Origin of the sequence: Microbacterium sp. B19 (assembly GCF_000333395.1) — a bacterium.
Lineage (GTDB): Bacteria > Actinomycetota > Actinomycetes > Actinomycetales > Microbacteriaceae > Microbacterium.
In genome coordinates this window covers 1-26,992 of record NZ_BADA01000378.1, presented here as the reverse complement: position 1 = coordinate 26,992, position 26,992 = coordinate 1, and the positions used below count along the sequence as shown (strand labels likewise).

At 69.7% G+C, this 26,992-nt stretch carries 28 protein-coding genes and 1 tRNA gene; 15 read left to right on the top strand and 14 right to left on the bottom strand.

Annotation, left to right across the window (positions count from 1 at the left end):
- The 6 genes from I5G_RS13725 to I5G_RS13700 all read right to left on the bottom strand — a co-directional run.
- On the bottom strand, positions 1-464 hold a 464-nt coding region (locus I5G_RS13725; RefSeq protein WP_148286498.1), incomplete at its 3' end, for a serine/threonine-protein kinase.
- The gene (locus I5G_RS13720; RefSeq protein WP_022879568.1) at positions 461-1,930 is read right to left on the bottom strand and encodes a penicillin-binding protein 2; all 1,470 of its coding nucleotides are present in this window, start codon (positions 1,928-1,930) and stop codon (positions 461-463) included. The genes I5G_RS13725 and I5G_RS13720, both read right to left, overlap by 4 nt.
- A 49-nt stretch (positions 1,931-1,979) precedes the next feature.
- Positions 1,980-3,380 (bottom strand): FtsW/RodA/SpoVE family cell cycle protein, encoded by a 1,401-nt coding sequence (locus I5G_RS13715; protein ID WP_022879567.1) that lies wholly within the window; start codon positions 3,378-3,380, stop codon positions 1,980-1,982.
- A complete protein-coding gene (locus tag I5G_RS13710; protein WP_022879566.1) occupies positions 3,377-4,615 on the bottom strand; it encodes a PP2C family serine/threonine-protein phosphatase in 1,239 nt (412 codons plus the stop codon). Before I5G_RS13710 ends, I5G_RS13715 begins: the two co-directional genes overlap by 4 nt.
- A gap of 6 nt (positions 4,616-4,621) precedes the next feature.
- Positions 4,622-5,164, bottom strand: coding sequence for an FHA domain-containing protein (locus tag I5G_RS13705; protein ID WP_022879565.1), 543 nt, complete (start codon positions 5,162-5,164; stop codon positions 4,622-4,624).
- Complete coding sequence (locus I5G_RS13700) at positions 5,161-5,898, bottom strand: DUF3662 and FHA domain-containing protein (protein ID WP_022879564.1); 738 nt, start codon at positions 5,896-5,898, stop codon at positions 5,161-5,163. The genes I5G_RS13705 and I5G_RS13700 overlap by 4 nt, the downstream gene beginning before the upstream one ends.
- Positions 5,899-6,051: 153 nt before the next feature.
- On the opposite strand from I5G_RS13700, the gene I5G_RS13695 reads away from it, so the two are divergent.
- Positions 6,052-6,135: transfer RNA gene (locus I5G_RS13695), tRNA-Leu, on the top strand.
- A gap of 71 nt (positions 6,136-6,206) precedes the next feature.
- Here I5G_RS13695 and I5G_RS25930 read toward each other — a convergent pair.
- Positions 6,207-6,377, bottom strand: a complete 171-nt coding sequence (locus tag I5G_RS25930; protein ID WP_022879563.1) for a hypothetical protein — start codon at positions 6,375-6,377, stop codon at positions 6,207-6,209.
- Positions 6,377-6,529 (bottom strand): hypothetical protein, encoded by a 153-nt coding sequence (locus I5G_RS13685; protein WP_187288851.1) that lies wholly within the window; start codon positions 6,527-6,529, stop codon positions 6,377-6,379. Before I5G_RS13685 ends, I5G_RS25930 begins: the two co-directional genes overlap by 1 nt.
- Positions 6,530-6,842: 313 nt before the next feature.
- Between I5G_RS13685 and I5G_RS25925 the strand changes: the two genes are divergently transcribed.
- The 5 genes from I5G_RS25925 to I5G_RS13660 all read left to right on the top strand — a co-directional run bounded on the left by I5G_RS25925 (position 6,843) and on the right by I5G_RS13660 (position 10,424).
- Positions 6,843-7,496: a hypothetical protein gene (locus I5G_RS25925; protein ID WP_026095932.1), complete on the top strand. Its 654-nt coding sequence runs from the start codon at positions 6,843-6,845 to the stop codon at positions 7,494-7,496.
- Between the two features lie 33 nt (positions 7,497-7,529).
- The gene (locus I5G_RS25920) at positions 7,530-7,697 is read left to right on the top strand and encodes a hypothetical protein (RefSeq protein WP_022879560.1); all 168 of its coding nucleotides are present in this window, start codon (positions 7,530-7,532) and stop codon (positions 7,695-7,697) included.
- 68 nt (positions 7,698-7,765) lie between these two features.
- The gene (locus I5G_RS13670; protein ID WP_022879559.1) at positions 7,766-8,335 is read left to right on the top strand and encodes an exosortase/archaeosortase family protein; all 570 of its coding nucleotides are present in this window, start codon (positions 7,766-7,768) and stop codon (positions 8,333-8,335) included.
- Positions 8,335-9,687, top strand: a complete 1,353-nt coding sequence (locus I5G_RS13665; RefSeq protein WP_022879558.1) for a glycosyltransferase family 2 protein — start codon at positions 8,335-8,337, stop codon at positions 9,685-9,687. Before I5G_RS13670 ends, I5G_RS13665 begins: the two co-directional genes overlap by 1 nt.
- Positions 9,688-9,704: 17 nt before the next feature.
- Positions 9,705-10,424: a hypothetical protein gene (locus I5G_RS13660; RefSeq protein WP_022879557.1), complete on the top strand. Its 720-nt coding sequence runs from the start codon at positions 9,705-9,707 to the stop codon at positions 10,422-10,424.
- 19 nt (positions 10,425-10,443) lie between these two features.
- Here the strand turns inward: I5G_RS13660 and I5G_RS13655 are convergent, their stop codons facing one another.
- Positions 10,444-12,315: a sigma-70 family RNA polymerase sigma factor gene (locus I5G_RS13655; protein ID WP_022879556.1), complete on the bottom strand. Its 1,872-nt coding sequence runs from the start codon at positions 12,313-12,315 to the stop codon at positions 10,444-10,446.
- 107 nt (positions 12,316-12,422) lie between these two features.
- On the opposite strand from I5G_RS13655, the gene I5G_RS13650 reads away from it, so the two are divergent.
- From I5G_RS13650 to I5G_RS13615, 7 genes are all read left to right on the top strand, one after another.
- Complete coding sequence (locus I5G_RS13650; protein ID WP_022879555.1) at positions 12,423-13,430, top strand: Lrp/AsnC family transcriptional regulator; 1,008 nt, start codon at positions 12,423-12,425, stop codon at positions 13,428-13,430.
- A gap of 125 nt (positions 13,431-13,555) precedes the next feature.
- Positions 13,556-14,737: a non-hydrolyzing UDP-N-acetylglucosamine 2-epimerase gene (gene wecB, locus I5G_RS22545; RefSeq protein WP_022879554.1), complete on the top strand. Its 1,182-nt coding sequence runs from the start codon at positions 13,556-13,558 to the stop codon at positions 14,735-14,737.
- A gap of 240 nt (positions 14,738-14,977) precedes the next feature.
- Positions 14,978-16,234, top strand: coding sequence for a histidine kinase (locus I5G_RS22540; protein WP_022879553.1), 1,257 nt, complete (start codon positions 14,978-14,980; stop codon positions 16,232-16,234).
- Complete coding sequence (locus I5G_RS13630) at positions 16,227-16,913, top strand: response regulator transcription factor (RefSeq protein WP_022879552.1); 687 nt, start codon at positions 16,227-16,229, stop codon at positions 16,911-16,913. Before I5G_RS22540 ends, I5G_RS13630 begins: the two co-directional genes overlap by 8 nt.
- A gap of 311 nt (positions 16,914-17,224) precedes the next feature.
- On the top strand, positions 17,225-17,971 hold the full coding sequence (locus I5G_RS13625) for a 3-oxoacid CoA-transferase subunit A (protein WP_022879551.1): 747 nt from the start codon (positions 17,225-17,227) through the stop codon (positions 17,969-17,971).
- Positions 17,968-18,615: a 3-oxoacid CoA-transferase subunit B gene (locus I5G_RS13620; RefSeq protein WP_022879550.1), complete on the top strand. Its 648-nt coding sequence runs from the start codon at positions 17,968-17,970 to the stop codon at positions 18,613-18,615. The genes I5G_RS13625 and I5G_RS13620 overlap by 4 nt, the downstream gene beginning before the upstream one ends.
- 1 nt (position 18,616) lies before the next feature.
- Complete coding sequence (locus tag I5G_RS13615) at positions 18,617-19,792, top strand: thiolase family protein (RefSeq protein ID WP_022879549.1); 1,176 nt, start codon at positions 18,617-18,619, stop codon at positions 19,790-19,792.
- Positions 19,793-19,795: 3 nt separating this feature from the next.
- Here I5G_RS13615 and I5G_RS22535 read toward each other — a convergent pair whose 3' ends face one another.
- The gene (locus tag I5G_RS22535; protein WP_187288850.1) at positions 19,796-20,149 is read right to left on the bottom strand and encodes a hypothetical protein; all 354 of its coding nucleotides are present in this window, start codon (positions 20,147-20,149) and stop codon (positions 19,796-19,798) included.
- 51 nt (positions 20,150-20,200) lie between these two features.
- On the opposite strand from I5G_RS22535, the gene I5G_RS13605 reads away from it, so the two are divergent.
- Together I5G_RS13605 and I5G_RS25425 are read left to right on the top strand one after the other, a co-directional pair.
- The gene (locus tag I5G_RS13605) at positions 20,201-21,007 is read left to right on the top strand and encodes an IclR family transcriptional regulator C-terminal domain-containing protein (protein WP_022879547.1); all 807 of its coding nucleotides are present in this window, start codon (positions 20,201-20,203) and stop codon (positions 21,005-21,007) included.
- A gap of 249 nt (positions 21,008-21,256) precedes the next feature.
- Positions 21,257-21,820 carry a hypothetical protein gene (locus I5G_RS25425; protein WP_026095931.1) on the top strand — a complete coding sequence of 188 codons (564 nt, stop codon included), beginning with the start codon at positions 21,257-21,259 and terminating at the stop codon, positions 21,818-21,820.
- Between the two features lie 96 nt (positions 21,821-21,916).
- Here I5G_RS25425 and I5G_RS22530 read toward each other — a convergent pair whose 3' ends face one another.
- The 4 genes from I5G_RS22530 to I5G_RS13580 all read right to left on the bottom strand — a co-directional run bounded on the left by I5G_RS22530 (position 21,917) and on the right by I5G_RS13580 (position 26,828).
- On the bottom strand, positions 21,917-23,941 hold the full coding sequence (locus I5G_RS22530) for a heavy metal translocating P-type ATPase (protein WP_239642544.1): 2,025 nt from the start codon (positions 23,939-23,941) through the stop codon (positions 21,917-21,919).
- A gap of 96 nt (positions 23,942-24,037) precedes the next feature.
- The gene (locus I5G_RS13590; RefSeq protein ID WP_022879545.1) at positions 24,038-26,245 is read right to left on the bottom strand and encodes a cation-translocating P-type ATPase; all 2,208 of its coding nucleotides are present in this window, start codon (positions 26,243-26,245) and stop codon (positions 24,038-24,040) included.
- Positions 26,242-26,529: a heavy-metal-associated domain-containing protein gene (locus tag I5G_RS13585; protein ID WP_022879543.1), complete on the bottom strand. Its 288-nt coding sequence runs from the start codon at positions 26,527-26,529 to the stop codon at positions 26,242-26,244. Before I5G_RS13585 ends, I5G_RS13590 begins: the two co-directional genes overlap by 4 nt.
- A 17-nt stretch (positions 26,530-26,546) precedes the next feature.
- A complete protein-coding gene (locus tag I5G_RS13580) occupies positions 26,547-26,828 on the bottom strand; it encodes a metal-sensitive transcriptional regulator (RefSeq protein ID WP_026095929.1) in 282 nt (93 codons plus the stop codon).
- Between the last annotated feature and the right edge of the window lie 164 nt (positions 26,829-26,992).

Here is a 26,992-nt window from a genome sequence, read left to right as displayed (position 1 = left end):
GAGTCGGTGATCTTCACGCGGCCGTCGGGCGTGATGAGCAGGTTGCCGGGCTTGATGTCGCGGTGGACGAGTCCGGCGGCGTGCGCGGCCTGCAGGGCCGCGGCTGTCTGGGCCACGATGTCGAGGGTCTTGTCGGTCGACAGCGAGCCCTCGCGCTCGAGGATCGTCGAGAGGGCCTCACCGGGAACGAGCTCCATCACGAGGAAGGCGCTGCCGTCCTCCTCGCCGTAGTCGAACACGCTCGCGATGCCCTCGTGGTTGACGAGTGCGGCGTGACGGGCCTCGGCGCGGAAGCGCTCGAGGAACCCGGGATCACCCATGTACTCGTCCTTGAGGATCTTGATCGCGACGGTACGCCCGATGACGTGGTCGGTCGCTTCCCAGACCTCACCCATGCCGCCGATCGCGATCCGCGAATCCAGCTCGTAGCGTCCTCCGAAGGTCACTCCTTGCGTCGGTCTCATTTGCCCAGCACCGCCTCCATGACCTTCTTCGCTATCGGGGCGGCGATCTCGTTGCCGCTCCCGCTCTGCCCCTGGCCCCCGCCGTTCTCCACCACAACAGCGACGGCGACCTTCGGGTCGTCCGCCGGGGCGAAGCCGGTGAACCAGAGAGTGTAGGGACGTGCGTCGTTCTCTGCGGTGCCGGTCTTACCCGCCACCTGGACCCCGTCTATTCTTGCATTCGACGCCGCGCCGTCCTGGACGTTCGCCGTCATCATCGTGACCATCTGCGCGGCGATGTTCGGCTCCAGTGCGCGGCCGTACTCGCTGTTCGTGCCCTCGGTCCGGACCGACAGATCCGTACCGATCACCCGGTCGATCATGCGGGGATTCATCACGACGCCGCCGTTCGCGATGCCGGCCGACACCATCGCCATCTGCAGCGGGGTCGCGCGCACCTGGCCCTGTCCGAAACCGCTCAGCGCGGTCTGCGGCGCGTCGAGGTTCGCGGGGTAGCTCGAGGGGGTCGAGCTGAACGCCGTCGAGTCGGGGACGAGCGAGAAGGAGGAGTTGAAGCCGTACTTCTCGGCCTCGGCGCGGATCGCGTCGTCGCCGAGCTCGACCGCGAGTTCCGCCATCGGGATGTTGCAGCTCAGCCGCAGGGCGGTCGCGATCGTCACGGTGTCACCGCCGCCGCACGTGCCGCCGCCGGCGTTGCTCACGACGCTCGAGGACTGCGGCAGCGTGTAGGAGGCGACGTTGGGGAACGACGAATCGGGCGTGTACTTCCCGGAGGCCAGGGCCGCCGAGGCCACGACCAGCTTGAAGGTCGATCCCGGCGGGTTGAGGTCGCCCTCGATCGCGCGGTTGACCAGCGGCTGCGACGGATCGGCGGCGAGCTGGTCGTACGCCGCGTTCACGGCATCCGGATCGTGCGAGGCGAGCGTGTTGGTGTCGAAGCTCGGCTTGGACACCATGGCGAGGATGCGTCCCGTCGAGGGCTCGATCGCGACGACGGCGCCCTGCTGGTTGCCCAGGGCGTCCCACGCCGCGCGCTGCACGTTGGCATCCACCGACACCTCGACGTTCGCGCCGCGGGGAACCTGCCCCGTGAGCGCCCGGTCGATGCGCGAGAAGAACTGGTTCTCGTCGGAGCCGCTGAGCACGGCGTTCTCCGCGGACTCGATCCGGGTCTTCGAGTCGAGGACCGGGTTCATGTATCCGGTGATGGGCGCCCACATGGCGGCATCCACGTACTGGCGCTGCCAGCTGTAGACGTCGTCGGAGGGGACGGACGAGGCGATCGCCGTGCCGCTCGCAATGATCGATCCGCGCTGGATCTCGTACGAGTCGTACAGCGCACGTCGATTGCCCGGGGTGTTCGCGAGGTTCGCCGCCTGGCCGACCTGGATGATGCTGGTCGACACGAACAGCGCGAGGAACATCGCCAGCATGACGATGCTGAGGCGTCGGAGCTCTTTGGTCACGGTGCCTCCTCCCGGATGCGGCTGCGAGTGCGGATCGTGGGCGTGGTCATCAGCCGATCACCACCCGGGGACGGCTGCGCACGGCATCCGAGATGCGGAGCAGGAAGGCGACGATGATCCAGTTGGCCACGAGCGACGACCCACCCGCCGCGAGGAATGGCGTGGTGAGGCCGGTGAGCGGGATCACGCGGGTCACGCCGCCGACCATGATGAACACCTGCAGCGCGATCGTGAACGAGAAGCCGGTCGCGAGAAGCTTGCCGAAGTCGTCCTGACCGGCGAGGCCCACGCGGATGCCGCGGCTCGCGAACACCATGTACAGCGCGAGGATCGCGAACAGACCGACGAGGCCCAGCTCCTCGCCGAGGCTCGGGACGATGTAGTCGCTCTGCGACAGCGGGGTGATGTACGGGCGCCCCTGGCCGAGGCCGGTGCCGAACAGACCGCCGTGGGCGAGACCGAAGATGCCCTGCGTCAGCTGGTAGCTGCCGCCGTCGGCGTTCACGACGTCCGTATTGAACGCGTCGAGCCAGTTCGTGAAGCGGCCGTTGACGTACGGCAGGACACGGGATGCCAGGAACGCCCCCGTCGCGGCCAGCACGACACCGATCAGGACCCAGCTCGTCTTGCCGGTGGCGACGTAGAGCATCGCGACGAACATGCCGAAGATCAGCAGACCCGTACCGAGGTCGCGTTGCAGCACGATGATGCCGAGCGAGACGAGCCAGATGATCAGGAGCGGGCCGAGTTCGCGGGCGCGCGGCCACGTCATGAACAGGAAGCGCGTTCCCGTCGACGTCAGGCTCTCGCGGGTCCGCACGAGGTAGCCGGCGAAGAAGATCGCGAGCGCGATCTTGGCGAGCTCACCCGGCTGGAACGACACGAAGCCCAGCGACACCCACACGTCGGCGTTCTGCTCGGTCCCCAGGCCCGGGACGAACGGCAGGAGGAGCAGCAGGATGCCGACGAGGCCCGAGAGGTACGTGTAGCGGAACAGCACGCGGTAGTTGCGGACGAAGATCACCACGAGCAGCGCCGCGACCAGCGCGATCGCCGCCCAGGCGATCTGGCGGATGGCCGTGGCATCCCATCCGTTCAGGCCGACCGCGAGGTCGATGCGGTAGATCTCCGCGATGCCGATGCCCGTGAGGACCGTGGCGATGGGGAGGACGAACGGATCCGCGTCGCGGGCGCGCAGGCGCAGGACGACGTGCAGGATCAGCGCGAGCACGGCCGGGATGGCGGCGAGCATGAGGTAGCCCGACTCCACGGTGCCGTTCACGCCGAGCTGCACGAGCACGATGGCCGAGCCGTACACGGCGATCGCGAACAGCAGCAGACCGAGTTCGCGGTTGCGCTGCTTCGCGGGCGTGCGGATCTTCTTGAGCGCGCGCATCACCGCGGTGTCGGTGGACACCTCGCCGGATCGCGTGAGTTTCTGGTCGGTCATCCGGTGGCCTCCGCTTTCGGACGCAGTCGGGCCACGATCTGTTCGGCATCCGCCAGGGAACGCGCTGAGACCGTCGTCTCCACGGCCTGACGGTCGAAGTCGGACAGACCGGCGAGGACGATGCCCGTGTCCTCGTAGACGGACGACAGCGAGATCGGTCCGATCGACTGCTGCACCCCCCGGTAGATCACCACCGTGTCGTCGTCGGCGCCGACGTAGTAGCGCGTCTGGGTCCAGTTGTAGCCGGCGAACAGGGCGACCCCGATCGCCGCCAGCACGAGGAGGAGGGCCGCGAGCCAGCCCAGCCGGCGGCGGCGCGCGCGGCGTCGATCTTCCTCGATGAGCTCCTCGAGGAACTCCGCCGCGGGCTCGAAGTGCGTCGGCTCGTTCGCCGCCTGCCGCGCGGAGTGCAGCCACGGCGACCGCGCGGCACGCACCGGGGGAACGACGACGCCGGTGGGGTTCGAGGCGGAGCCCACGATCGTGGGCGTGCCGATGAACACCGGGTGCTGGCCGCCCACGTCGACGATCACGACGGTGACGTTGTCGGGTGCGCCGCCGTCGAGCGCCTGCTTCAGGAGCGCGTCCGCGGTGCGGGCGGGTGGCATCCCGAGAGCGAGGGCCTTCGTGGTGTGCGCGTCGTCGACGACGCCGGAGAGCCCGTCGGAGCACAGCAGCCAGCGGTCGCCGTCCTGCGTCGGCATGATGAACGTGTCGACCTCGGGGTCGGGGTCCATATCGCCCAGAACGCGCATGAGCACCGAACGGCGCGGGTGGTACCGGGCTTCCTCGGGGGTGATTCGGCCCGAGTCCACCAGACGCTGCACGAAGGTGTGGTCGGTGGTGATCTGGGTGAGCGTGTCGTCGCGGTAGAGGTACACGCGGGAATCGCCGATGTGGCCGATCACGGCGTAGTCGTCGACCATGATGATCGCGCTGACGGTCGTGCCCATGCCGGCGAGCTCGGGACGCCGCGCGACCGTGTCGATGAGGTCGGTCGCGGTGTCGGCCAGGGCGTCGCGCAGCGCGTGCTCGGCTTCGCTGGTGCTGGGGAACGGCCGGTCGAGGTCGGTCAGTCGCGCGATCGCCAGACTCGAGGCGACGTCACCGCCCGCGTGCCCGCCCATGCCGTCCGCGACGATGAAGAGGTTGGACCCGGCGTAACCGGAGTCCTGGTTGTTGGAGCGGACCTTGCCCGTGTGGGAGATCGCCGCGCTCGAGCCTTGAAAGACCAAGGTGCGTTACTTCCGCAGCTCGAAGGTCGTCGCGCCCACCTTGATCGGCGCGCCCACCTTCACCTGAACGGGGGATGCCACGCGCACCCCGTCGTGCGTGGTGCCGTTCGTGGAGTCGAGATCCTGCAGCATCCACTGGTCGCCCCACAGCACGAGCCGTGCGTGGTGGCTCGAGGTGTAGTCGTCGCGGATGACGAGACCCGATTCGCTCGAGCGGCCGATCGTGAGCGGTTCGGTGCCGAGCGGCAGCTCGAGCCCGGCCTTGGGGCCGCTCGTGATGACGATGCGGGACACCGAGGCGGTCGTCGCGAGGCCCCCCGCCGGAGCCGGGGCGGGAGCTGCGGGACGCTTGACCTGCGTCGTCACGGCGTTCGGCGATGCGACCGGCGCCGGGGCGGCCGGAGCGGGGGCGGATGCCTCGGGCTCGGGGAGCTTGCGCACCTTCACGCCGAAGAGGTCGGCGCGCAGCGAATACACGACGCCGAACACGAAGAACCACAGGAGGATCAGGAATCCGCCCTGCAGGAGAAGAAGAGTCAGTGGACTCATGACAGGGGCCCCCGGTCCCGGACGTCGAAAAGCTGTGTCGCATCGGACGGCGTCGACCGCCGTGCGGTCTGCGCCTGCGCGATCACACGGAAGACGATATCCGTGCGGCCGATCGAGATCTTCGAATCGGGCGGCAGAGCGGCCTCGCTCACCTTGCGGCCGTTGAGCGTCGTCCCGTTCGTGGAGCCGAGATCACGGACCATGGCGCGCTCGCCGTCCCACAGGATCTCGACGTGCTTCCGGCTCGTGCCGGCGTCGGGGATCGTGATGTCGGCGTCGCTGCCCCGGCCGATGACCGTGCGTGCCTTGACCAGCGGATGCCGCGTGCCGTTGATGTCGACGACACCCCGCCACGAGACCTGACCCTCGGTCGTGCCCGAGTCGACGCGCAGGGTGCCGGTCGAGACGGAGGAGTCGCGCTCGATCGAGATGGTGACAGGACCCGCGAACGAGTAGCCCTGCGTGCGCGCGTGCTGCTGCACCAGGGTGTCGAGCTCGGACACGAGCGTCGAGCCGAACGCGCTCATCTTCTCGTCGTCGGCGGGGGAGAGGCGCACGGTCAGAGCGTTCGGCACCAGGATGCGCTCACGCGTGACCACGACGGCCTTCTTGTCGAGCTCGGCACGGAGCGCCGAGGCGATCTCCACCGGCTGGATGCCACTGCGGAAGGTCTTCGCGAACGCACCGTTCACGGCGCGGTCGAGACCTCTCTCGAAACTGTCGAGTAGTCCCACGAGACTCCTTCAGGCAGGCAGACCAGTAGCCTCATCGTAGTCAGCGCGCCTGGGGAGGTCATGGATGCGGGGGTCGAACACGGTTCTTCCGCCCCGCGCGACCGTGATATTCTCGGGAAGTTGAGTACGAGGCATCCTCGGATGCCATGACTCGCGCGAGTGGCGGAATAGGTAGACGCGCTGGCTTCAGGTGCCAGTGCCCGCAAGGGCGTGGGGGTTCAAGTCCCCCCTCGCGCACAGAACGACGAAGGCCCCGGAATCTTCCGGGGCCTTCGTCGTTGCCGGCGAGAATCGGGAGCGACGGATTCTCATCGATCGCGCGTGTGCGTGAGGAGGGCGAGGGCACGCGAAACCGTGTCACGCCGCGTCTCGATCGGCTCGTAGTGGTGGGTGAAGCCGTTCTCGTCGACCACGGTGACCGTCACGATCGCGTTGCCGCGCGCCGGAAGGAACGTTTCGGTGGCCGGTACGTGCCACATCACGCGTGCGTCGCCCAGAGGTACCAGCCGAAGACGACCGGCATCCAGAACCCCACGAGCGCCACGACCAGGCCGACGATGAACGCGCGAGCGTGCCCGACGGTCCAGGCGCGCTCGGCCGCCGTCGTGTCGTCGGTGGCCGAACTCTTCACGGGATCCTTTGCCCGACTGCTCTGCATCAGCATGCGTCTCTCCTTCCGGTGGACCCCATCTCCGTCGGGCCTGAAGGAGGGAGGCATGTTCCGTCCGCGGATGACGCGAAATCCCGGCCATTTCCGGAGAACGAAGAGTTTCTCGGGTTTCGCGTCATGGCGTCGCCGCGTCGGCATCCTCCCCTTCGAACACGTCTGGCTGTCGGCTTCATCCCCTCGGTCTGGCACGGGTTCATCCACGAAGAACTGAGCAATCAGCCAACACAGGAGGAATCACATGAGTGGAATTTCACGCGCATGGAAGGCGGGTGCGGTGGCCGTTCTGGTCGCTGCAGCCGTGTCGGGAAGTGCGATGGGTGCGTCGGCGGCGACGACGTTCGGTCCCGCGGCAACGAATCAGGTTCTGAGCCCCGGGCAGGCCGGCACGGTGATGACCGCAGCGATCGCTTCGAACACGGCGGCGGGTACGAACGATGCGGTCAAGATCGACTTCTTCGCGCCGACCGGCTCGACGTTCCGCTCCAACGACGTCACCTACGTCAAGCGCAACAACGATGTCGAGGTGCTGCGCGCTACGACGAATGAAGGTTGCACGCTCGTCTCCTCGTCGCAGATCACCTGCGAATGGTCCGGAGCGGGCAACCTTTACAACGCCCCGCAGGCCAATGCGGACCTCCTTCCCGACCAGTACTACATCCTGCCGATCCAGGTGAACGCGAACGCTCCGTTCAACACCCGGTTCGACGGTCGCATGGTCGTCACCCGCACCGGCACCGGCGCGCCCACCGACCTCTCCGTCACGTCGGGCGAGTCGACCTTCGGCTTCTCGACGCCCGCTCAGGCCGACAGCCCGGTGATCGACCCGATGGTGGGCGGCGGCGTCGCCGCGGCCGGCGTGCTCGGTCTCGGGGCGCTCGGCTTCACGTCGACCCGTCGCAAGCGTTCCGCCGAGTCCGCGGGCGTCTGATGGACGTGCGGAACGAGGCGGCGGGGAACAGCCGTGTATAGCCCGGGCGCCGGTGCGCAGCCCGTGCTCATCACCGGGGGAACCCTCGCCGCGACCGGCGGGGTGTCCCCCACGACGGCACTCGCGGTCGCCGCGGTCGTGCTGTTCATCGGTGCGCTGCTCCGAATCCGCACGCATCGTCTCCACCGCACGAACCCCTGAATCCGCGGGGTCCGATCCGTTCAGGTACGAGTCGGACCCCGTGGTCGGGAGAAGAAAGGCAGGACGCCATGTCGTCCGATCAGCTTCGTCGCCGCCACCGCTCGCGCGAGCAGCGGGACAGGCCCGGGTGGGCGCAACGCGTGCTCGCCATCGTCGCGATCCTCGCCGCCGTGGCATCCCTCGTGTTCATCGAGGGGATCGCGGTGGCCGAGGCCTTGGCGACGGCATTCTGGACCAATCCGCTCTTCGCCGGGGGTGTCGTCGCGGCCCGCGACAACTTCGTCGTCCAGGTCGGTGGCACCCCGATCGCGTTCCACGTGACGCCCAGTTGCTCGGCCGCGGTGCTCCTGGCCCCGGCGCTGCTCGTCTACGGGGCGATCCTGCTCATCCGTCGGATTCCGCTTTCGCGGGCTCTCCTGGCGGGAGCGACCATGATCGTGGTCATCGTCGTGACCAATCAGCTCCGGCTCGGACTGATCGGCTGGGCGAGCCAGACGTGGGGGATGGACCTGGGTTATCAGATCTCGCACCGGTACGTCGGTTCGGCGATCGCGATCGTGGGATTTACCGCCGGCCTCGTCCTGCTGGTGCGGTTGACGAACGGAAAGCTCCGCTCGCGGCGGACACGCGCCGTCTGATGCTGTCGCTCTTCTCGTCGATCTCGCTGGTGTTGACGGTCTCGTTCCTGACGTACGTGGCCTTCATCCTCGTGCCGTTCCTCCGGCGCAAGCCCGAAATACCCGGTGACCCCGACCGTTTCGAATGGCACATCTTCGTCCCGTGCCGCGACGAAGAGGCGGTGATCGCGACGACCATCCGCCGACAGCGCGAGCGGTTCCCCCGCGCGCACCTCTGGGTCGTCGATGACGACAGCGACGACGAAACCGCCGCGATCGTCCTCGCGCACGCCGCGACCGACGACCACGTGCACCTCGTCCGCCGGTTTCGCCCCGAGGCCCGCACGGGCAAGGGCGATGCGCTCAACAGTGCCTATTCCGCACTCAACGACTGGCTCGGCGCGGATGCCGACCGCGAGCGCGTGATCGTCTGCGTGGTCGACGCCGACGGGGAGATGGCATCCACCGCTCTCACCGCGGTCGCGTCCGAGACCTGTTTCGGCAACCCGCGAGTGGGGGCCGCGCAGATCACGGTGTGGATGAAGAACCGGGACGATCGCCACCCGTACCCCCACATGGGCCGCGCCGCGAATGCCCTGGCGAGGTATCTCATCCGCATGCAGGACATCGAGTTCCGCACGATCATCCCGGCCATGCAGGCCCTGCGTTCGCGCACCGGCACCGTCGGACTCGGGGGGAACGGCCAGTTCACGCGATTGTCCGTGCTGGATGCCATCGCCGAACAGTTCGGGCGCCCGTGGCACGGCGCGCTGCTCGAGGACTACGAACTCGGGCTCCACGTCATCTTCGCCGGGTACGAGAACCGGCACGTCCACTCGACGTACGTCGCGCAGGAGGCTCTCCCGAGCCTTCGGCGGCTCATCGTGCAGCGTTCACGCTGGTCCCAGGGCAACATTCAATGCATCAAGTACCTGACCGAGATCCTTCGGTCGCGTCACTTCGACTCCGGTGGCGTCCTGGAAAGCGTCTACTACCTCTTCCTTCCGTTCATCCAACTCCTCGGCGCCGTCGTCTTCACCGTGCTGTGGGGTCTGCTGATCACGTCGTTCCTCGCGACTCCCGTGAGTTTCACGGACAACTGGACCTTCCTGGGCCTCTCGATCGTGCTCTGGGCCGTGTTCGGCCTCTCGCCGTTCTTCATCTGGGCCGTGATCTACAAGGTCCAGTGCGAACCCGGCACGAGCTGGCCCGCGACCCTCGCGCGCGGGTTCGGACTCTGGGTCTTCGTGCTCTACATCTTCGCGTCGACCGCCCGCGCCTTCTGGCGGGTCGTGCGCGGAAAGAACGGCTGGGCGAAGACGCGGCGCAATGCCGAACTCCATGTCGTCGGCCCGACGGCGAAAGACCACTGACCCGAAACGAAAGCCCCGTGAAGATGTCCGAACCAGACACCGCCCCGCTCGCCGCATCGTCGCGTACGTCGAAGAAGCCGCAGCGGCGCCCGAGTCGCCGGTCGCTCCTCGCGCCCCGCGCGGCTGTCGCCCTGATCCACGTCCTCACCCTCGTCATCGACCTCACGATCGTGGGCGCCGGCGCGGCCCTGTTGTGGCAGTTCGCCGGAACGACCGTGGTCGACGGACCATTCTGGCTGCGCGTGTGCGTGTTCCTCCTGCTCACCGTCCTGTTCGGGGTCCGCTCGGTCGCCCAGCGCGCACTCCTCGCGCGCCTGAGTGAGCGTTACATCGCGCGCTTCCGTGCCGCCGGCGTGCAGCTGGCGACACACACCGCCCTCCTGCTCGCCGGTGCGCTGTTCTGGTCGATCACCGGCAGTTACTTCCTCGGGTGGGTGGTCTGCTTCTCGGCATCCGTCATGGCCGTGGGGTACTTCTGGTTGCTCGTCTCGTGCCTCGCTGTCGAGCAGACGCTGTCGATGATCGTTCAGCGGTTGGTCGGGATGCTCGTCGGAGTCGTCGGGCTCATCGCGACCGCGCCCGTCCATGCCTGGGCGAACGGGATCATCGAGTCGCTCGTCGTGATGATCACCGGGGCGATCCTCCTGGCCACGATCACCCTCTTCTGGGGCGCGGCGCTCGCCGAGGACACAGCCGAGAAGGGGAGCGCCCTCGAGGGTGCGGACGCGGTGCGCTGACGCGGAGCGCGCGGTGCCCTCAGTCGTCCTCAGCCGTCAGGTCGCCCGTCACGCCCCAGGGGATGGTCGTCGCCCACCGGCCGTCGGCGCCCGCCGTCGCCCTGCCCACGACGGTCGACGCCATGCGGACGGTCACTCCGTGCCCCGGCGCCGCTTCCCCAGCGATGGTGATCTGATCGCCGGTCGGGTCGATGGTGTCGACCACCGGTGCGCCCGCCGGGGGAGGGGACGGGACGTCGATGCTCCAGGGTCGGTCGAAGGAGCGCGTGCCCCCCGTCGCGGTCAGCTCGAGTCGTGCGGAACCGTGGAGCGAGCCGGAGGGGATGCCATCGGCAACGGCGACGCGGACGTAGATTCGCCGTGTGTCGCCGGTGCGCCAGACCCACTCCCGCGGATCGGCCGGATTCCCGCCGGCGGCTTCGACGCCGCATCGGAGAACGGACCCGTCGGTGTCGCTCGTGCAGCCGGTGAAGGCGAGGGCGGATGCCGATCGACCTGCCCCGGAGTATTCGTAGTCGTTGAACAGAGCCTCCTGCGGAGGGAACGTCACCCCCGCGGGTGCGTGGAAGACCGCGACGGACCCTGCGACCCCGCCGGTTCGCTGGGTGAGCGGTTCCCCGTCGTTCTCGATCGCCACGATGGCGATGCCCTCGCCCCCCGCCCGAATGCTCGAGAGGGTGAACACCGTCGACATGCTCGGGGATGCCGTCTGCTCAGTCGTCGGAACCCCGCCCTCCTCGCGCGGTGTCGAGGGGGAGAAGTCGGGCTGAGCAGGCGGGGGAGGGCTCAGGACCGGGCTGCGGACCGGGCTCCGTGGGCTGTCCCCCTCGGCGGGCGGTGCCGGCTCGAGCGGCGCGGGGGTGGTGACCGCCGTCGGGACGGCCGGGGCGTACTGGCGAGTGGGCGACGGCGCGGGCTGAGCTTCGGCGGGGGTCGCGATCTCCGGAGTGGAGAGGCCGTTCCAGGCGGCCACGGAGGCGATCGCCCCAGCGGCGACGATCCCCGTCGCGGTCAGCGTCGTCGCGAGTCCGGAGCGTGCCGTACGCGCGAACCCGCGTGCCGACACGCGAGGGCGGCTGGTCGTCGAGGCCGTGAGGGCTGCAGCGCTCGCGCTACTCGGCTGCGCGAACACCGGCGTGGTGATCCCGGTCAAGAGCACGAGCGCGCTCACTCCGATCGGGAGGACGGCGAGATGATCGGCGTCCTGGAGCACCGCGGAGCAGGGGGCACAGTCATCGACGTGGCTCTGGAAGCGGGACCGCTGACGCGGTGTCAGCGCGTGGCACACGTACCGACCGATACGCTCCCGCACCCATCGATGCTCGCCCGTGCCCAAGTCCTCCCCGACGTGGGCTTGGACCCATGCCTGCTTCAGTGCCTCGCGCGCGCGGTACGAGAGGGCTGCGACACTGTTGGGCCGCAGGCCGAATCGTTGCGCCAGCTCGGCGGGTCGCTCCCCGTGGACCTCGGTCGCCCACAGAACCTGTTGCCACTGATCGGGGAGCGAGCGCAACGCGTCCTGCAGCTTCTCCCGATTGGCGAGCGCGACGAGGGAAGCCCCCAGATCGGCGTCGTAACCCGGTTCTTCGATGTCGTCGAGAGAACGCTCCCCGGGAAGCCTGGCCCATCGGGCCGCGATGTTCCGGATCGTGACGAAGAGGTACGGGCGGAGGGCCCCGGTCGGCCCCCCGCCGTTCTGCATGGCCGAGAAGATCCGGAGGAATGCTTCGGACACCAGGTCATCGGGGTCGAACCGGCGAGTCAGCGATGCCGCATATCGGCGTGCGGCGCCGTGGTGCTGTCGCCACAACTCGCGCATGGCCTCGGAGGATCCGGCGCGAGCGGAGTCGAGGAGGTGGCTTTCCTCGGGGGACTGTGCGATTTGCGTCATTCTGCGCAGCTCCTTCGGTCGTTTCGGGTAAACGGCCAGGCGACATGCTCACAACGGCTTTGTCTGAATAACGGAAATGCAGGAAACACGCCCGATTGGCCCATGCGATGCAGGAATTGAAGACGCTCGACGAGATCGATCTCGCGATCTTTCACGCGCTCGAGATCTCCCCCCGAGCTCCGTGGACCACCGTGGGCGCCGCGGTCGGAATCGACGCCGTCACGGCAGCGCGGAGATGGGAGGCGATGCGGGCGGCCAATCGTGCCTACGTGACGTCGTACCCGCTGTTCACTCGGGAGACCCACTTGACGTTCGTCGAGATCACGTGCCGTGCCGATCGTTTGCGGGGCCTCGCATCGACGGTGGCTCGAGACCCCCACGCGCTGAGCGTCGACATCGTGAGCGGTCGGAGCTCGCTGTTCGTCGTGGCGGGGGCGGTGGGAGCCGCGGGACTCCAGCGCTTCGTCCTCGACCGGCTCCCCGCCCTCCCCGACGTGGACGCCGTCGTCTCGCATCCCATCGTCTCGGTCCACCGGGAAGGAGGATTCGCCGCGGCCGGAACTCTGCCGCGCCGCGGCCGCGAGATCCTGCCGGAGGTGCGGCGGGGCACGCTCGTTCCCTCGGTCGCGCCCGTCGACGATCTCGATTGGCGGATCTGTCTCGAACTCGCTCGTGACGGTCGCGCATCGATCGCGCAGCTCTCGCGGGCGATCGGTGTATCGGCATCCATGATCGCCCGTCGACTGCGTCGACTGACCGCCGACGGCGCGCTGCACGTGCGCGCAGGTCTCGCCCCCTCCGCGTCCGGGGACGGGGCAAGGGTCTGGCTGGGCCTCCGCGTCCGTCCCGTCGACGTCTCCGACGCGGTGCGCGAAATCGCGCGCTTCGCGGGGGTGAGTTCGGTGAGTCTGGTCGCGGGCGACCACAACCTGTTCGTGGAGATCGCCCTGCCTCATCTGGCAGCTCTCGAAGTCTTCGAGGCGACGATCCAGCGGGCAGAGCCGACGATCCGCGTCGTGACTCGGATGGTCGTGCTCGACCATGTCCGGCGGGTTTCCCGGATCTTCGACGCGCGGGGCGACGCGGCCGAGTTCGCCTCGATCGATCTGCGCTGAGCGGTCTTCGATCCGCGTCATGTTCGGTGTCGCTCGCGCTCCTCCCTTCAGCGCCTTCCCGGCGCGTCGGAATGAACAGATTGCGAGGACACCGAGATGGTCAAGGTCGAAGCAAGGGCCGTGCGATGAGCCGGCTGGGGAAGGTCGCGGTCGTGTACGGCACGCGGCCGGAGATCATCAAGCTCGCCCCCGTCATCACACAGTTGGGCGACGATGCATACGTCGTCGATTCCGGTCAGCACTACGACCACGAGCTCTCCGGTCAGTACCGCGCCGTCTTCGGCATCGGTGAGCCCGACGTGCGTCTGGACGGGGTCGGGGGGCAACCGCGCGCCGAACAGATCTCCCGCATGCTGGTCGGTCTCACCCGAGTCTTCGAACAGCAGCGGCCCGGGATCGTGCTCGTTCAAGGAGACACCAACACGGTCTCGGCGGCGGCGCAGGCGGCGAACTACCTCGGCATCCCCGTCGGTCACGTCGAAGCCGGACTCCGCTCCTACGACCGGGCGATGCCGGAGGAGATCAACCGCCTCGTCGCGGGTGCGCTGGCCGACGTCCACTTCGCACCGACCCACCGCAGCGCCGTCAACCTCATCAACGAGGGCATCGACAGGGAGGTCGTCATGGTGACGGGGAACACGGTCGTGGAGGCGACGCACCGGGCGATCCGTCGAAGCAGCGTCCCGGTGGCATCCTGGTTCCCGAACGGGTCCATCCCACCCGCGTTCGCGGTTGCGACGATCCACCGCCCCGAGAACACGGACTCCGCTCCGGCGCTCGCCCGCATCCTGCGGGGATTGCAGGGTCTGGCGATGCCGGTGCTGTTCTTCGTCCACCCGCGTACCCGCGCGGCGATCGAACGCTTCGGGCTGCAGCGCGAGACGAACGGCTTGATCCTCCACGCGTCGCCGGCGTCCTCGGACTTCCTGCAGGTCCTTTCCGCCGCGACGGTGGCCGTGTCCGACTCGGGTGGTGTGCAGGAAGAGGCGACTGTCCTCAAGGTCCCTGTTGCGGTGATCCGCAACAGCACGGAGCGGCCGGAGGCCATCGACGCGGGGTGGGCGACGCTCATTCGTCCGGGTATCGACATCCCCGCGGCCGTCGCGCGATTCCTTCGTTCCGAGCGGCCCGACCCGTCGGTCCCCAGCCCTTACGGAGATGGCGCGGCCAGCCTGCGCATCGCGGCGGTCGCGCGTCTCATCGCGGCGGGACGAGAGCCGTCCGTCGCGCTGAGGATCGCGGCCGCCTACTCCGGGCAGGAAGCGCCGTCCGACGCGGTAGTGGACTCCGGCTCCGTCCCACGGTGATGCCCTTCCCGACCGAGGGAGTGCGGCGCCGCTCGACGTTTCAGGAGCACCCGGCAGCGCGACGGCACCGCGCACACGGAATGCGGCGAGACAGGATGCTGCTGGTTCTCGTCGCTCTCGCGCTGCTCCTGCTCGCGGTCGACTTCGGGACGTTGTTCGTGGTGGCTCTCCGGGCGCCCTGACCGAGATCGTCAGGACCCCGGATGGCGCCGCGACACCTTCGCCCGGTAGGAAGGTGCGATGGAGACAGTCGCCAGCCCCCGGGTCGTCTCGATGATGCGATCGCCGCTGTTCGCCGCCGTCGTGTTCCTCGCCACCGTCGTGCAGGTGTGCGGCGTGCCCGTCCTCACGCTGTTCGGTGGGGGCGGCACGTGGGACGGGCCGCTCACACCCGCGGTCGTGATCGTGCTCGTCATCCTGGCCTGCCTTGCCCAGGCCGCGAGCCTGATGCTCGTGGCATCCCGTCCCGTTCTGGCGATGCTTGCGACCGTCGTCCTCTATCTCGTCGTCGCGGTGGGGCTGGCGGTGCCGAACTGGGCCGGGCCGATGCACCTTGTGATCGCGATCGCGATGTTCGCGGTGGGGACCGCCCGCCCGCCCTCCGTCGCCGCCGCGTGGGCGGCCTTCGGCGTGGTCGGCGCGTGCGTGGTCCTGGCGGCGTGGGCGGCCGGGATCGGCACACCTGCCGACCAGGTGATCGGGTTCCTCCTCACGGAGGGGACGTCGTTGGCATCCACGTCGTTCGCGGGTGTCGCGCTCGGCATCCTGTGGGCGGTGCTGGAGCGACGTGCGGCGCGGGCGCGACAGCGCGCGATCGATCTCGAGGAGGAGCAGGCGGCGGCGATCGAGAGGTCGCGCGCCACCGAGCGAGCGCGCATCGCGCAGGAGCTGCACGACGTCGCGGGGCAGCACCTCGCGGGGCTGGTGTCGCTGTGCGACGCGTCCGCCGAGCTGGCGCCCGCGCACCCGGATCAGGCGTTGCGGCTCATCGAGGAGGTGCGTGCCGAGGGGCGATACGCGGCGGCCAGCCTCTACGGCGCCCTGGGCGATCTGCGCTCCGTGGAGGACGTCGCGCACGCGCCGACTCCCGATCTCCGCGACCTCGAGACTCTCGCCCGATTCTGGCGCGAACGCGGGATGGACGTCTCCCTCGAGGTCCGGGGTGATGTCGACGAGGCGCCCGTCGTGGTCTCGTCGACGGCGTATCGCGCGGTGCAGGAGGGGCTGTCGAATGCCGCGAAGCATGCTCCGGGTGCGCCCGTGGAGGTGCGGGTGACGGTGGATGCCGAACGTCTCCACGCCGGCATCACGAACGGGTCTCCGCGGCACTCGCGGCCCGGCGAGGACGACCTCGGCCTCGGGTGGGGTCTGGAGAACCTGCGCGACAAGCTCGCGTTGGTGGACGGAACCCTGGATGCCTCGGGCGACGAGTCCCGCGGATGGCACCTCGCGGTCGAGATCCCGTTCGCCCGCCCCCGGGAGATCGTGCGTGACTGACGGCCACGCGATCCGGGTGCTCATCGTCGACGACAACCGGACGTTCCGGCGCGGCGTCCGCCTGCGCCTCGACCACGTCGACGATGTCGTCGTCGTCGGGGAGGCGGCGACGGGGGCGGATGCCGTCACCGCGGCACTCAGCGAGCGTCCCGACGTCATCCTCATGGATCTCGAGATCCCCGGCATGAACGGCCTCGACGCGACACGCGCCGTCATCGAGGACTCGGACGGCAGGGTCCGCGTGATCGCCCTCACCAGCCACGGGGAAGACCACCTCGTTCGTCGCGCGCTGTCGAACGGCGCGAGCGGCTATCTCCTGAAGACGCACGACGGCGCGCGACTCGTGGATGCCATCCGCTCGGTCCACCGCGGCGAGGGCATCGTGTCGACGCGCGTCACGCCGGCGCTGCTCGCGGACGTGGTCCAGCGGCGGATCACCGACGAGGACCGGGGGAAGGTGGCATCCCTCAGTCCGTCCGAGCTCGCGGTCGTCCGTCTGCTGAGCGACGGCATCACCTCGAACGAGCACGTGGCGAAACAGCTCGGGGTGTCGGTGAACACCGTGCGGACCCATATCCACGCGGCGCTGCGCAAGGTCGGCGTCGCGGACCGCACGCAACTCGCCCTGTGGGGCGTGCGCGTGCGCGAGGAACTGGTGCCGCGCGACGGGATCCGCTGACCGAGGGGGGAGGGCCGCCCCCAATGGCCGGCCCTCACCCGTCGGTGACGCACGATCGTCGCGGCCGTGCGCGGAGACTGCCTCCGGCAGCGAGCCCGTGCCGCCCGACGTCTCACTGCTTCCAGCTTGCGCTGGTGCGGGGTGGACCGAAGGGTGACGGTGGAGCCGGCGCCCCGGGATTCCGCTGCACGCCGGACCAACGTGCGGAGGAATCTCATCCGATCGGATGAGGAGGGGGACTCTGGCGGAGAAACGTTCCTCGGCGTATGATCGCTGAACGAACACGCGTTCGCTGAACGAACAGAGGAATCATGATCGACAAGACCGTGCCGGACGTCGCGGCGGCCGTGGCGGACATCGCCGACGGTTCGACCGTGATGATCGGCGGATTCGGCCGCGCCGGGCAGCCCGTCGAACTCATCGACGCGCTCATCGCGCACGGCGCCCGCGACCTCACCGTCGTCAACAACAACGCCGGCAACGGCGACACGGGCCTCGCCGCACTGCTGAAGGCGGGTCAGGTGCGCAAGATGATCTGCTCGTTCCCGCGCCAGAGCGACTCGTGGGTCTTCGACGGCCTGTACCGCGACGGCAAGATCGAGCTCGAGCTCGTGCCGCAGGGGAACCTCGCCGAGCGGATCCGCGCGGCCGGCGCCGGGATCGGCGGGTTCTTCACCCCCACCGGGTTCGGCACGCAGCTCGCCGAGGGCAAGGAGACGCGGCGCATCGACGGCCGCGACTACGTCCTCGAGTACCCGATCCACGCGGACGTCGCCCTCATCAGCGCGCGCCGCGCCGACCGCTGGGGCAACCTCGTCTACCGCGAGACCGCCCGCAACTTCGGACCGATCATGGCCGCCGCGGCGAAGACCACCGTCGTGCAGGTCGATGAGATCGTGCCCCTCGGCGACCTCGACCCCGAGGCCGTCATCACCCCCGGCCTGTACGTCGACCGGGTCGTGGCCGTGGGCGAACGCCGCTGGCTCCACGACGGCGTCTTCGTCGGCGGCGTCGACATCGAGGGGCGCCCGCTCGCCCGGAACGGAGCGGACGCATGACCACCCGCGTCTCCCGCACCGCGCTCGCCGCGCGCGTGGCGTCCGACATCCCCGAAGGCGCCGTCGTGAACCTCGGCATCGGCGCCCCCACCCTCGTGGCGGACTACCTGCCCGAGGGGCTCGAGATCGTGCTGCATACCGAGAACGGAATGTTGGGCATGGGCCCCGCGCCGGCCGAGGGATCGGTCGATCCCGACCTGATCAACGCCGGAAAGCAGCCGGTGACGGCGCTCGCCGGAGCCGCGTACTTCCACCACGCCGACTCGTTCGCGATGATGCGCGGCGGCCACCTCGACGTGTGCGTGCTGGGGGCCTTCCAGGTCTCGGCATCCGGCGATCTGGCGAACTGGTCGACCGGCGAGCCCGGGGCGATTCCGGCCGTCGGCGGCGCGATGGACCTCGCGATCGGCGCGAAGGACGTCTACGTCATGACCGACCTGCTCACCAAGCAGGGCGCCCCCAAGCTCGTCGAGACGTGCACCTATCCGCTCACCGGTGTCGGCTGCGTCTCCCGGGTCTACACCGACCACGGCGTCTTCGACGTCACCCCCGACGGCTTCCGCGTGCGGGAACTGTTCGGCGACAACACGCACGCCGAGATCGAGGAGCTCCTCGGTCTCACGCTGATCGAGCGAGGAGCCTGACATGACCGCCAGCTACGTCTACGACGCCGTCCGCACGCCGTTCGGTCGCGCCGGGGGAGCCCTGGCATCCGTTCGTCCCGACGATCTGGCCGCGCTCGTGATGAAGGCGACCATCGAGCGGACCGGTCTCGACCCCGCCCGTATCGACGATGTCGTCTTCGGGGATGCCAACCAGGCCGGGGAGGACAACCGGAACGTCGCCCGTTTCGGCGCGCTGCTCGCCGGCTTCCCGACGATCGTCACCGGGACGACAGTGAACCGGCTCTGCGCGTCGTCGCTCGAGGCCGTGATCCAGGGGTCGCGTGCGATCGAGTCCGGCGACGCCGACATCGTGCTCGCCGGTGGCGTCGAGTCCATGAGCCGCGCGCCGTACGTCGTCGAGAAGGCTGCGAAGCCGTTCCCGGCGGTCGGCAACGCGACGATGTGGAACACCGCGATTGGCTGGCGCATGACGAACCCCGCCCTGCCGAAGCACTGGACGATCTCGAACGGCGAATCCGCCGAGAAGATCGCGCGCGAGTGGGGCATCACGCGGGAGGCTCAGGATGCCTTCGCCGTCCGGTCGCACCAGCGGGCCGCCTCCGCGTGGGCGGCGGGTGTCTTCGACGGCGAGATCGTCGCCGTGCCCGGTGTCGCCCTGAGCCGTGACGAGGGCATCCGCGACGACACCTCGGTCGAGAAGCTCGCGGGGCTGAAGGCGCTGTTCGCGGCGGACGGGCAGGGGAGCGTCACGGCGGGCAACTCGTCGCCGATCAACGACGGCGCTTCCGCGGTGCTCATCGGCGGCGAGGGAGTCCTGGATGCCGAGCCTTTGGCGCGCATCGCGGGCCGCGCGGCCCACGGTGTCGACCCCGACGTGTTCCCGATCGCCCCCATCGAGGCCGCGAACAAGGCGCTCGCCCGGGCGGGCAAGACGTGGGCCGACGTCGATTTCGTCGAGCTCAACGAAGCCTTCGCGTCGCAGTCGCTCGCGTGCCTCGCCGGATGGCCCGATCTCGACCCCGAGAAGCTCAACGTCCACGGCGGTGCGCTCGCGATCGGTCACCCGCTCGGTGCGTCCGGCGGCCGCATCATCGGCCGCGCGGCGCACGAGCTCGCCCGCCGCGGCTCGGGAGTCGCGGTCGTCGCCATCTGCATCGGCGTGGGTCAGGGCCTCGCCGTCGTCCTGGAGCGGTGAGGGTCAGCGTCGACGCGCGTCGTCGCTCGCGGCGGCGTTGTTCGCCGCCCTCACACCGCGCACCGAGCCGACGATGAGCCCCACCAACACGGCGACCGTGGTGAGCAGGGGCGCCCAGTCCGCGAGGCTCAGGAACACGAGCGGCGAGAGCGCGAGGAGCGCCCCGACGACGGCGAACACCGCGTACGGAACGAGCGCCGCGGCGTGCCCGGCCCGCCAGGCCGCGTCGCTCTGCTGGAGCGCGGGAAGACGGATGCCGACCGCCCACCCTCGCGGGATCACCCCGCTTGCGCACAGCGCGATGACCGCGATCAGGCCCAGCCCGACCGCACCGATGATGAGCGCCCCCGGAGTCACGTGCACACCCTACGCCGGGTCTTCGGTTCGCCCGATCGATAGGGTGAGCCGGTGACCGACGCCGAACCCCTCGCCTCCGCTCTCGGCGACGACAGCGACGGCCCCGGCGAGGTCGTCCAGGCCTTCGTGCGCGGGCTCGCGGTCATCCGCGCGTTCGACGCCGAGAATCCCGAACTGACGCTCAGCGACGTCGCGCGCCGCGCCGGCGTGACGCGCGCCGCCGCGGGACGGTTCCTCCGCACGTTGCAGAGCCTCGGTTACGTCCGTAACGACGGGCGCTCGTTCGCCCTCACCCCGCGCGTGCTGGAGCTCGGCTACAGCTACCTCTCGGCCCTGTCGCTCCCCGAGGTCGCGCAGCCGCACCTCGAGGCGCTGTCGCGCGCGGTCGGTGAGAGCGCATCGGCCGCGGTGCTGGACGGCGCCGAGATCGTCTACGTCGCCCGCGTCCCCGTGCGCCGGATCATGTCGGTCGGCATCACGGTCGGCACGCGCTTCCCGGCCGCGATCACGAGCATGGGTCGCGTCCTGTTGGCGGCGGCATCCATCCACGAAAGAGACCGGATCCTGGATGCCGAGCCCCTCGCGCCCCGGACCCCCCGAACGCTGACCGACCCCGCCGCCGTGCGGCAGGAACTCGAGCGGGTCCGCGCGCAGGGCTGGGCCCGCGTCGACGGCGAACTCGAGCCCGGGCTGCAGTCCCTTGCGGCGCCGGTCCACGGCCGAGACGGGACGGTGGTCGCGGCCATCAACCTCTCGATGGCGAGCGGCCGCTACCCCGAGGCCGAGGTCACTGACCGGCTGATCCCGGCGCTGCTCGCCGCGGCCCGCGCCATCGAGGCCGACCTGCGCATGGCGTGACAGCACGGTCTCGTTGAACGATCCGCTCCCCAACTACTCGCTATGCCTCTCCATCGCGGTGGCGGAGGAAGTGAACCCGGGATTTCCTGCTGATTGTGGGGCCCGGGTTTCGCGTTTCTCAGGGCTCAGCCATCCTGTCCAACACCTCGCGCCGGTGGCCGTTCCACCCGCTCGACCTAGGCAGGCGCGCACCACACGTGTTGCCGAATCGATGGACCGTTCGCTCGCGGTATCGTGCATGCTCGCTCTATGAGTGTCGTCTCGCTGATTGCTGGAGTCATTGCGTCGGCCCTGGTTGGAATCGTTCTGACGCAGGTTCTGAAGAAGCACGTCGAAAAGGGCAGCGGTCTTCTGGGGATCTCGATCGCGATCGTGATCTTCCTTGTCGTCCAAATTGTTGCGGACCAGGCACAAACCGACCGAACGACATCGAGCGTCAGCGGTCCAGCATCCCCTGGCGCACCTGATGCCGTGCAGAACCTCAGTCTCGGAATCTCAAACCCGTCGCTCGACGTTGACGGCTCGACATTCTCCGAGATCGAAGTGACCGGTGGGACACCGGGTGCGGGAGTCGACATCGAGATAGCCCAGCCCTCGTACGTTGAGGGAGGCGTATGCCCCAAAATAACGCCACCGATTACAGACAAGTGCAACCTCGTCTATGGCGGGGGCGGTACCTTCGACCGCGAAGGCAAGGTGGTCATGAAGTTTCCAGACCCCGCGGACATTCAGCTCTATTCCGGCCTTTACCGGGTTGCTGTTCGTGACCAGCACACCGGCGCCGTTGTCGATTCCGAGATATCAGTTAACTGATGGGCCGGGATGTGAGGCATCGGCGGCCGTCTCTGGGTTTCTCATGCAGTGCCACATCCTCTGTCGGCTGCGGAGGCCTGCCGCGGACCCGGCGAATCAGCGCGCCGCGCGAACCGGGGCCACGGCATCCGGGCGCAGGTCGAGACGGCGGAGCAGCTGCGCGTTGAGGGCCACGACGATCGTCGACAGCGACATCAGGATCGCACCGACCGACATCGGCAGGACGAAGCCGATCGGGGCCAGCACTCCGGCGGCCAGCGGCACGGACAGCAGGTTGTACCCCGCCGCCCACCAGAGGTTCTGGCGCATCTTCCGGTAGCTCGCGCGCGAGAGCTCGATGACCGACAGCACCGAGCGCGGATCGTCGCTCGCGAGAACGACTCCGGCGGAGGCGATCGCGACGTCGGTTCCCGCGCCGATCGCGAGGCCCACGTCGGCGCGCGCCAATGCGGGCGCGTCGTTGACGCCGTCGCCGACCATCGCCACGCGTCGGCCCTCGCCCTGCAGCTCGGCGACGGTCGATTCCTTGTCTTCCGGGCGCATGCCCGCGAAGAACCGACGGATGCCGAGCTCGTGCGCCACCGCGGCGGCGACAGTCTGCGCGTCGCCGGTGATCATCACGACCTCGATACCTCGATCCGCCAGAGCGCGCACCGCGGTCACGGACTCGGGCCGGACCTCGTCGGCCAGGCGCAGGGCACCGACCGTCTCGCCGTCCGCGACGACGTGCAGCACGATCGAGCCGTCGCCGCGCCACTCCTCGGCGACCGGGAGTTCGCGGGCACCCTCCTCGCGGAGAAGGGCCGGACCGCCCACGCGCACCGTGCGCCCGGCGACGCTCGCCCGCACGCCGACCGCCGGTGATGACGAGAAGTCCGCGGATGCCGGGACGTCGAGTTCGCGGGCTTCGGCGGCGCGGACGATCGCGCCGGCGAGCGGGTGCTCCGAATCGGCTTCGGCGGCGGCAGCCCACGCCAGGACGGTGTCGCGATCGGTTCCCGGGGCAGCGTCGACGGCCGTCACGGCCGGCTCGCCGCGCGTGAGCGTGCCCGTCTTGTCGAACAGGACGGTGTCGACCGTCCGCATGCTCTCGAGTGTGAGACGGTCCTTCACCAGCACCCCTGCGCGCGCCGCGCGTTCGGTCGCGATCGAGACGACGAGGGGGATCGCGAGCCCGAGCGCGTGCGGGCAGGCGATGACGAGGACCGTGATCGTGCGCACGACGGCGGAGTCCGGCATCCCGACGAGAGTCCACACCACCGCGGTGATCGCCGCGGACCCCAGCGCGAACCAGAACAGCCATGCGGCCGCGCGGTCGGCGAGACGCTGGGCGCGCGACGTCGAGGTCTGTGCGTCGCTCACGAGCTTCTGGATGCCGGCGAGGGCGGTGTCGTCGCCGACGGCGGTGATCTCGACCCGGATGCCGGAGTCGGCGGCGACCGTCCCTGCGACCACGGGGTCGCCTTCTCCGCGGGGGACGGCGCGGGACTCGCCCGTGATCATCGACTCGTCGAGCTGAGCCGAGCCCTGGATGATCCGTCCGTCGGCGGGGACGCGTCCGCCGGGGCGGACGACCACGACGTCGCCGACCGTCAGCGCGGACGGCGGCACCGACTCGGTCGTGTCGCCGTCGACGCGCTCGGCCTCGTCGGGGAGCAGCGCCGCGAGCGAGTCGAGCGCCGACGTCGTCTGGGCGAGGGAGCGCATCTCGATCCAGTGGCCGAGCAGCATGATCACGACCAGCAGCGCGAGCTCCCACCAGAAGTCGAGCTCGTGGTGGAGGAGGCCGAGGCTCGCGCCCCACGAGGCCAGGAACGCGACGGTGATCGCGAGGGCGATGAGGAGCATCATCCCGGGGGCGCGCCCGCGGATCTCGCTGACCGCTCCGCTCAGGAACGGCGCGCCGCCCCACACGTACATGACGGTTCCGAGCACGGGCGACACCCACGGCACGCATTCGGCGTCCGGGAGCGTGTAGCCGACGAGGTCGGCGAACATCGCGGAGAAACCGACGACCGGGGCCGCGAACACGAGCATCGTCCAGAACAGGCGACGGAAGCGCGCGACGTGGCCGGCATGCCCCTCGTGGCCCGCGTGCGCTGTGTGTCCCGAGCCGTGCATCGCGTGCTCGTCCGACATCGCCGCGGTCGCGCCGTGCATCGAATGGTCGTGCGAGGTCATGGCATCCGTCTCTTCTCGCGTGCGTCCTGGGGGAGGTCAGTGCTCCGCCGTCGGCTCCGCGCGGAACCGCCGCAGCCGCAGGCTGTTGGTCACGACGAACACCGACGACAGCGCCATCGCGGCGGCCGCGACGACGGGGTTCAGCAGACCGGCCATCGCCACCGGGATCGCGGCGACGTTGTAGGCGAAGGCCCAGAACAGGTTGCCCTTGATGGTGCCGAGCGTGCGGCGCGCGAGGCGGACGGCGTCGGCGACCACGAGCAGATCGCCCGACACCACCGTGACGTCGCTCGCCGCGATCGCGGCATCCGTCCCTCCGCCCATCGCGATGCCGAGGTCGGCGGCCGTGAGGGCCGCGGCGTCATTGACGCCGTCGCCCACCATCGCCACGACCCGTCCCTCGGCCTGCAGCGCGCGGACGACGTCGAGCTTCTCGGCCGGCGTGACCTCGGCGCGGACGTCGTCGATCCCGACCTCGGCGGCGACGCGGGCGGCGGTCGCGGCGTTGTCACCGGTGAGCAGTACGGGACGCAGGCCCAGGCGGCGGAACCGCTCGATCGCCTCGGCGCTCGTCGGCTTGATCGTGTCGGCGACGACGATCGCGCCGATGTACTGCCCGTCGCGCGCGACGGCGACGACGGTTCCGCTCGCCTCTGAGTCGGAGACCTCGGATGCCGGCACCTCCACGCTCCACTGATCCCGCAGCCAGGACAGCCGGCCGGCGACGACGGCGGAACCGTCCACGACACCCTGCACGCCGTACCCCGCGTGCGCGGCGAACGACTCGACGGGGGCCACGGCTCCCGCGGCGGACGCGATCGCGCGCCCGACGGGGTGCTCCGACCCGCCCTCGACGGCCGCGGCGGCGGCGAGCAGCTCGGCCCGGTCCACGCCCGCGGCGGGCAGCACGTCGGTCACGGCCATGCGGCCGGTGGTGACGGTGCCGGTCTTGTCGAGCACGATCGTGTCGACGCGGCGCGTCTGCTCGAGCACCTGCGGACCGCGGATCAGGATGCCGAGCTGCGACCCGCGCCCGGTGCCCACGAGCAGCGCGGTCGGGGTCGCGAGGCCCAGCGCGCACGGGCACGCGATGATGAGCGTCGCCACGGCGGCGGTGAACGCGAGTTCGAGCGGCGCCCCCGCGACCAGCCATCCGACGAACGCCGCGACGGCGAGCAGGATCACGACCGGCACGAAGACCGCCGAGACGCGGTCGGCGAGCCGCTGCACCTCGGCCTTGCCGGTCTGCGCCTCCTCGACCAGGCGCCCCATTCGGGCGAGTTCGGTGTCGGCGCCGACGCGCGTGATCTCGACGACCAGGCGCCCACCGACGTTGATCGTGGCACCGACGACGCGGGCGCCGGGTGCCACCTCGACCGGCACGGATTCGCCGGTGAGCATGCTGGCATCCACCGCCGACGTTCCGTCGGTGACGAGACCGTCCGACGGGATCTTCTCGCCCGGACGCACCACGACGACGTCGCCGACGACGAGGCTCGCGACCGGGACGGTGCGCTCGCGGCCGTCGTCGAGCTTCGTCGCGGAGGTCGCGCCGAGGTTGAGCAGGGCCTTCAGCGCGCTCGCCGAAGCCGTGCGGGCCCGCGCTTCGGCGTAGCGGCCGGCGAGGAGGAACACCGTCACGAGCGCGGCGACCTCGAGGTAGATCTCGTGCGCGCCGGCGGTCGGTGCGCCGAAGAGTGTGAAGCTCATCGTCATCCCGGGCATGCCCGCGCCGCCGAAGAACAGGGCGTAGAGCGACCAGCCGAAGGAGGCGATGACGCCGAGGCTGATGAGCGTGTCCATCGTGACAGCGCCGTGGCGGGCGTTGATCGCGGCCGCGCGGTGGAAGGGCCACGCGCCCCACACCGCGACGGGAGCGGTCAGCGTGAGCGCGAGCCACTGCCAGTTGGAGAACTGCAGCGCGGGGATCATCGACAGCAGCGCGACCGGCACGGCCAGCGCGAGACTGATGAGCAGGCGCCGGCGGAGGGCGTCGGTCTCGGGGTCGGTCGCGACCTCTTCCGGGACCGGGGGCGCGGGCACCGCAGCCGCGTATCCCGCGGCCTCGACGACCGCGATGAGGTCTGCCGGGTCGAGGTCGTCGCCGCGCACGCGCGCCTTCTCGGTGGCGTAGTTGACGGATGCCTCGACGCCGGGCAGCTTGTTCAGCTTGCGCTCGATGCGGGTGGCGCACGAGGCGCACGTCATCCCGGTGATGTCGAGCTCGACGTCGGTGGTGCTCATGACGGGTCGGCCGCCAGGGCGTAGCCGGCCTCCTCGACGGCGTCGCGCACGAGGGCGGCGTCGAGCGGGGTCTCGCTGGCGATCGTGACGCGCGAGACGTCGCCGACGCGCAGGTCGACGGAGACGCCGTGCACCCCCGCGATCTCCGAGATCTCCTCGGTCACGCTGCGGACGCAGTGCGCGCACGTCATCCCCGTGACGCCGATCTCCTGGATCACCGCGCCTTCCGGCAGGGGAGTGGATGCCGCGGCCTCGCGGAGACCGAGATCGATGCGTTCGTTCATGGTGTTCTCCTCGGGGGTCAGGACCGGACGAGCCGGGCGATGGCGTCGTTGGCCTCGCGGATCTTCTCGGCGGCGACCTGGCCGCCCTCCGCGCTGGCCTCGGCGACGCAGTGGCTGAGGTGATCGGACAGGAGCGACAGCGCGACGGTCTCGAGCGCCTTCGTCGCGGCGGACACCTGCGTGAGGATGTCGATGCAGTACTTGTCTTCGTCGACCATTCGCGCGATGCCGCGCACCTGGCCCTCGACGCGCCGCAGACGTTTCTGCAGGTCGTCCTTGTGTCCGTCGTACCCGTTCATGATGGATACCATACCCCCCTAGGGTATCCGAGGGGCCGATCCGGCGAATATTCATGCGCTCTCGGTCCTGACGCTCCTCAGCGTCCTCATCCTCACGAAGACCCCGCCGAACCGGATCGGTCAGCGCCTCGGCGACCTCTACGCGTGGATGTTCGTGCCGAGCG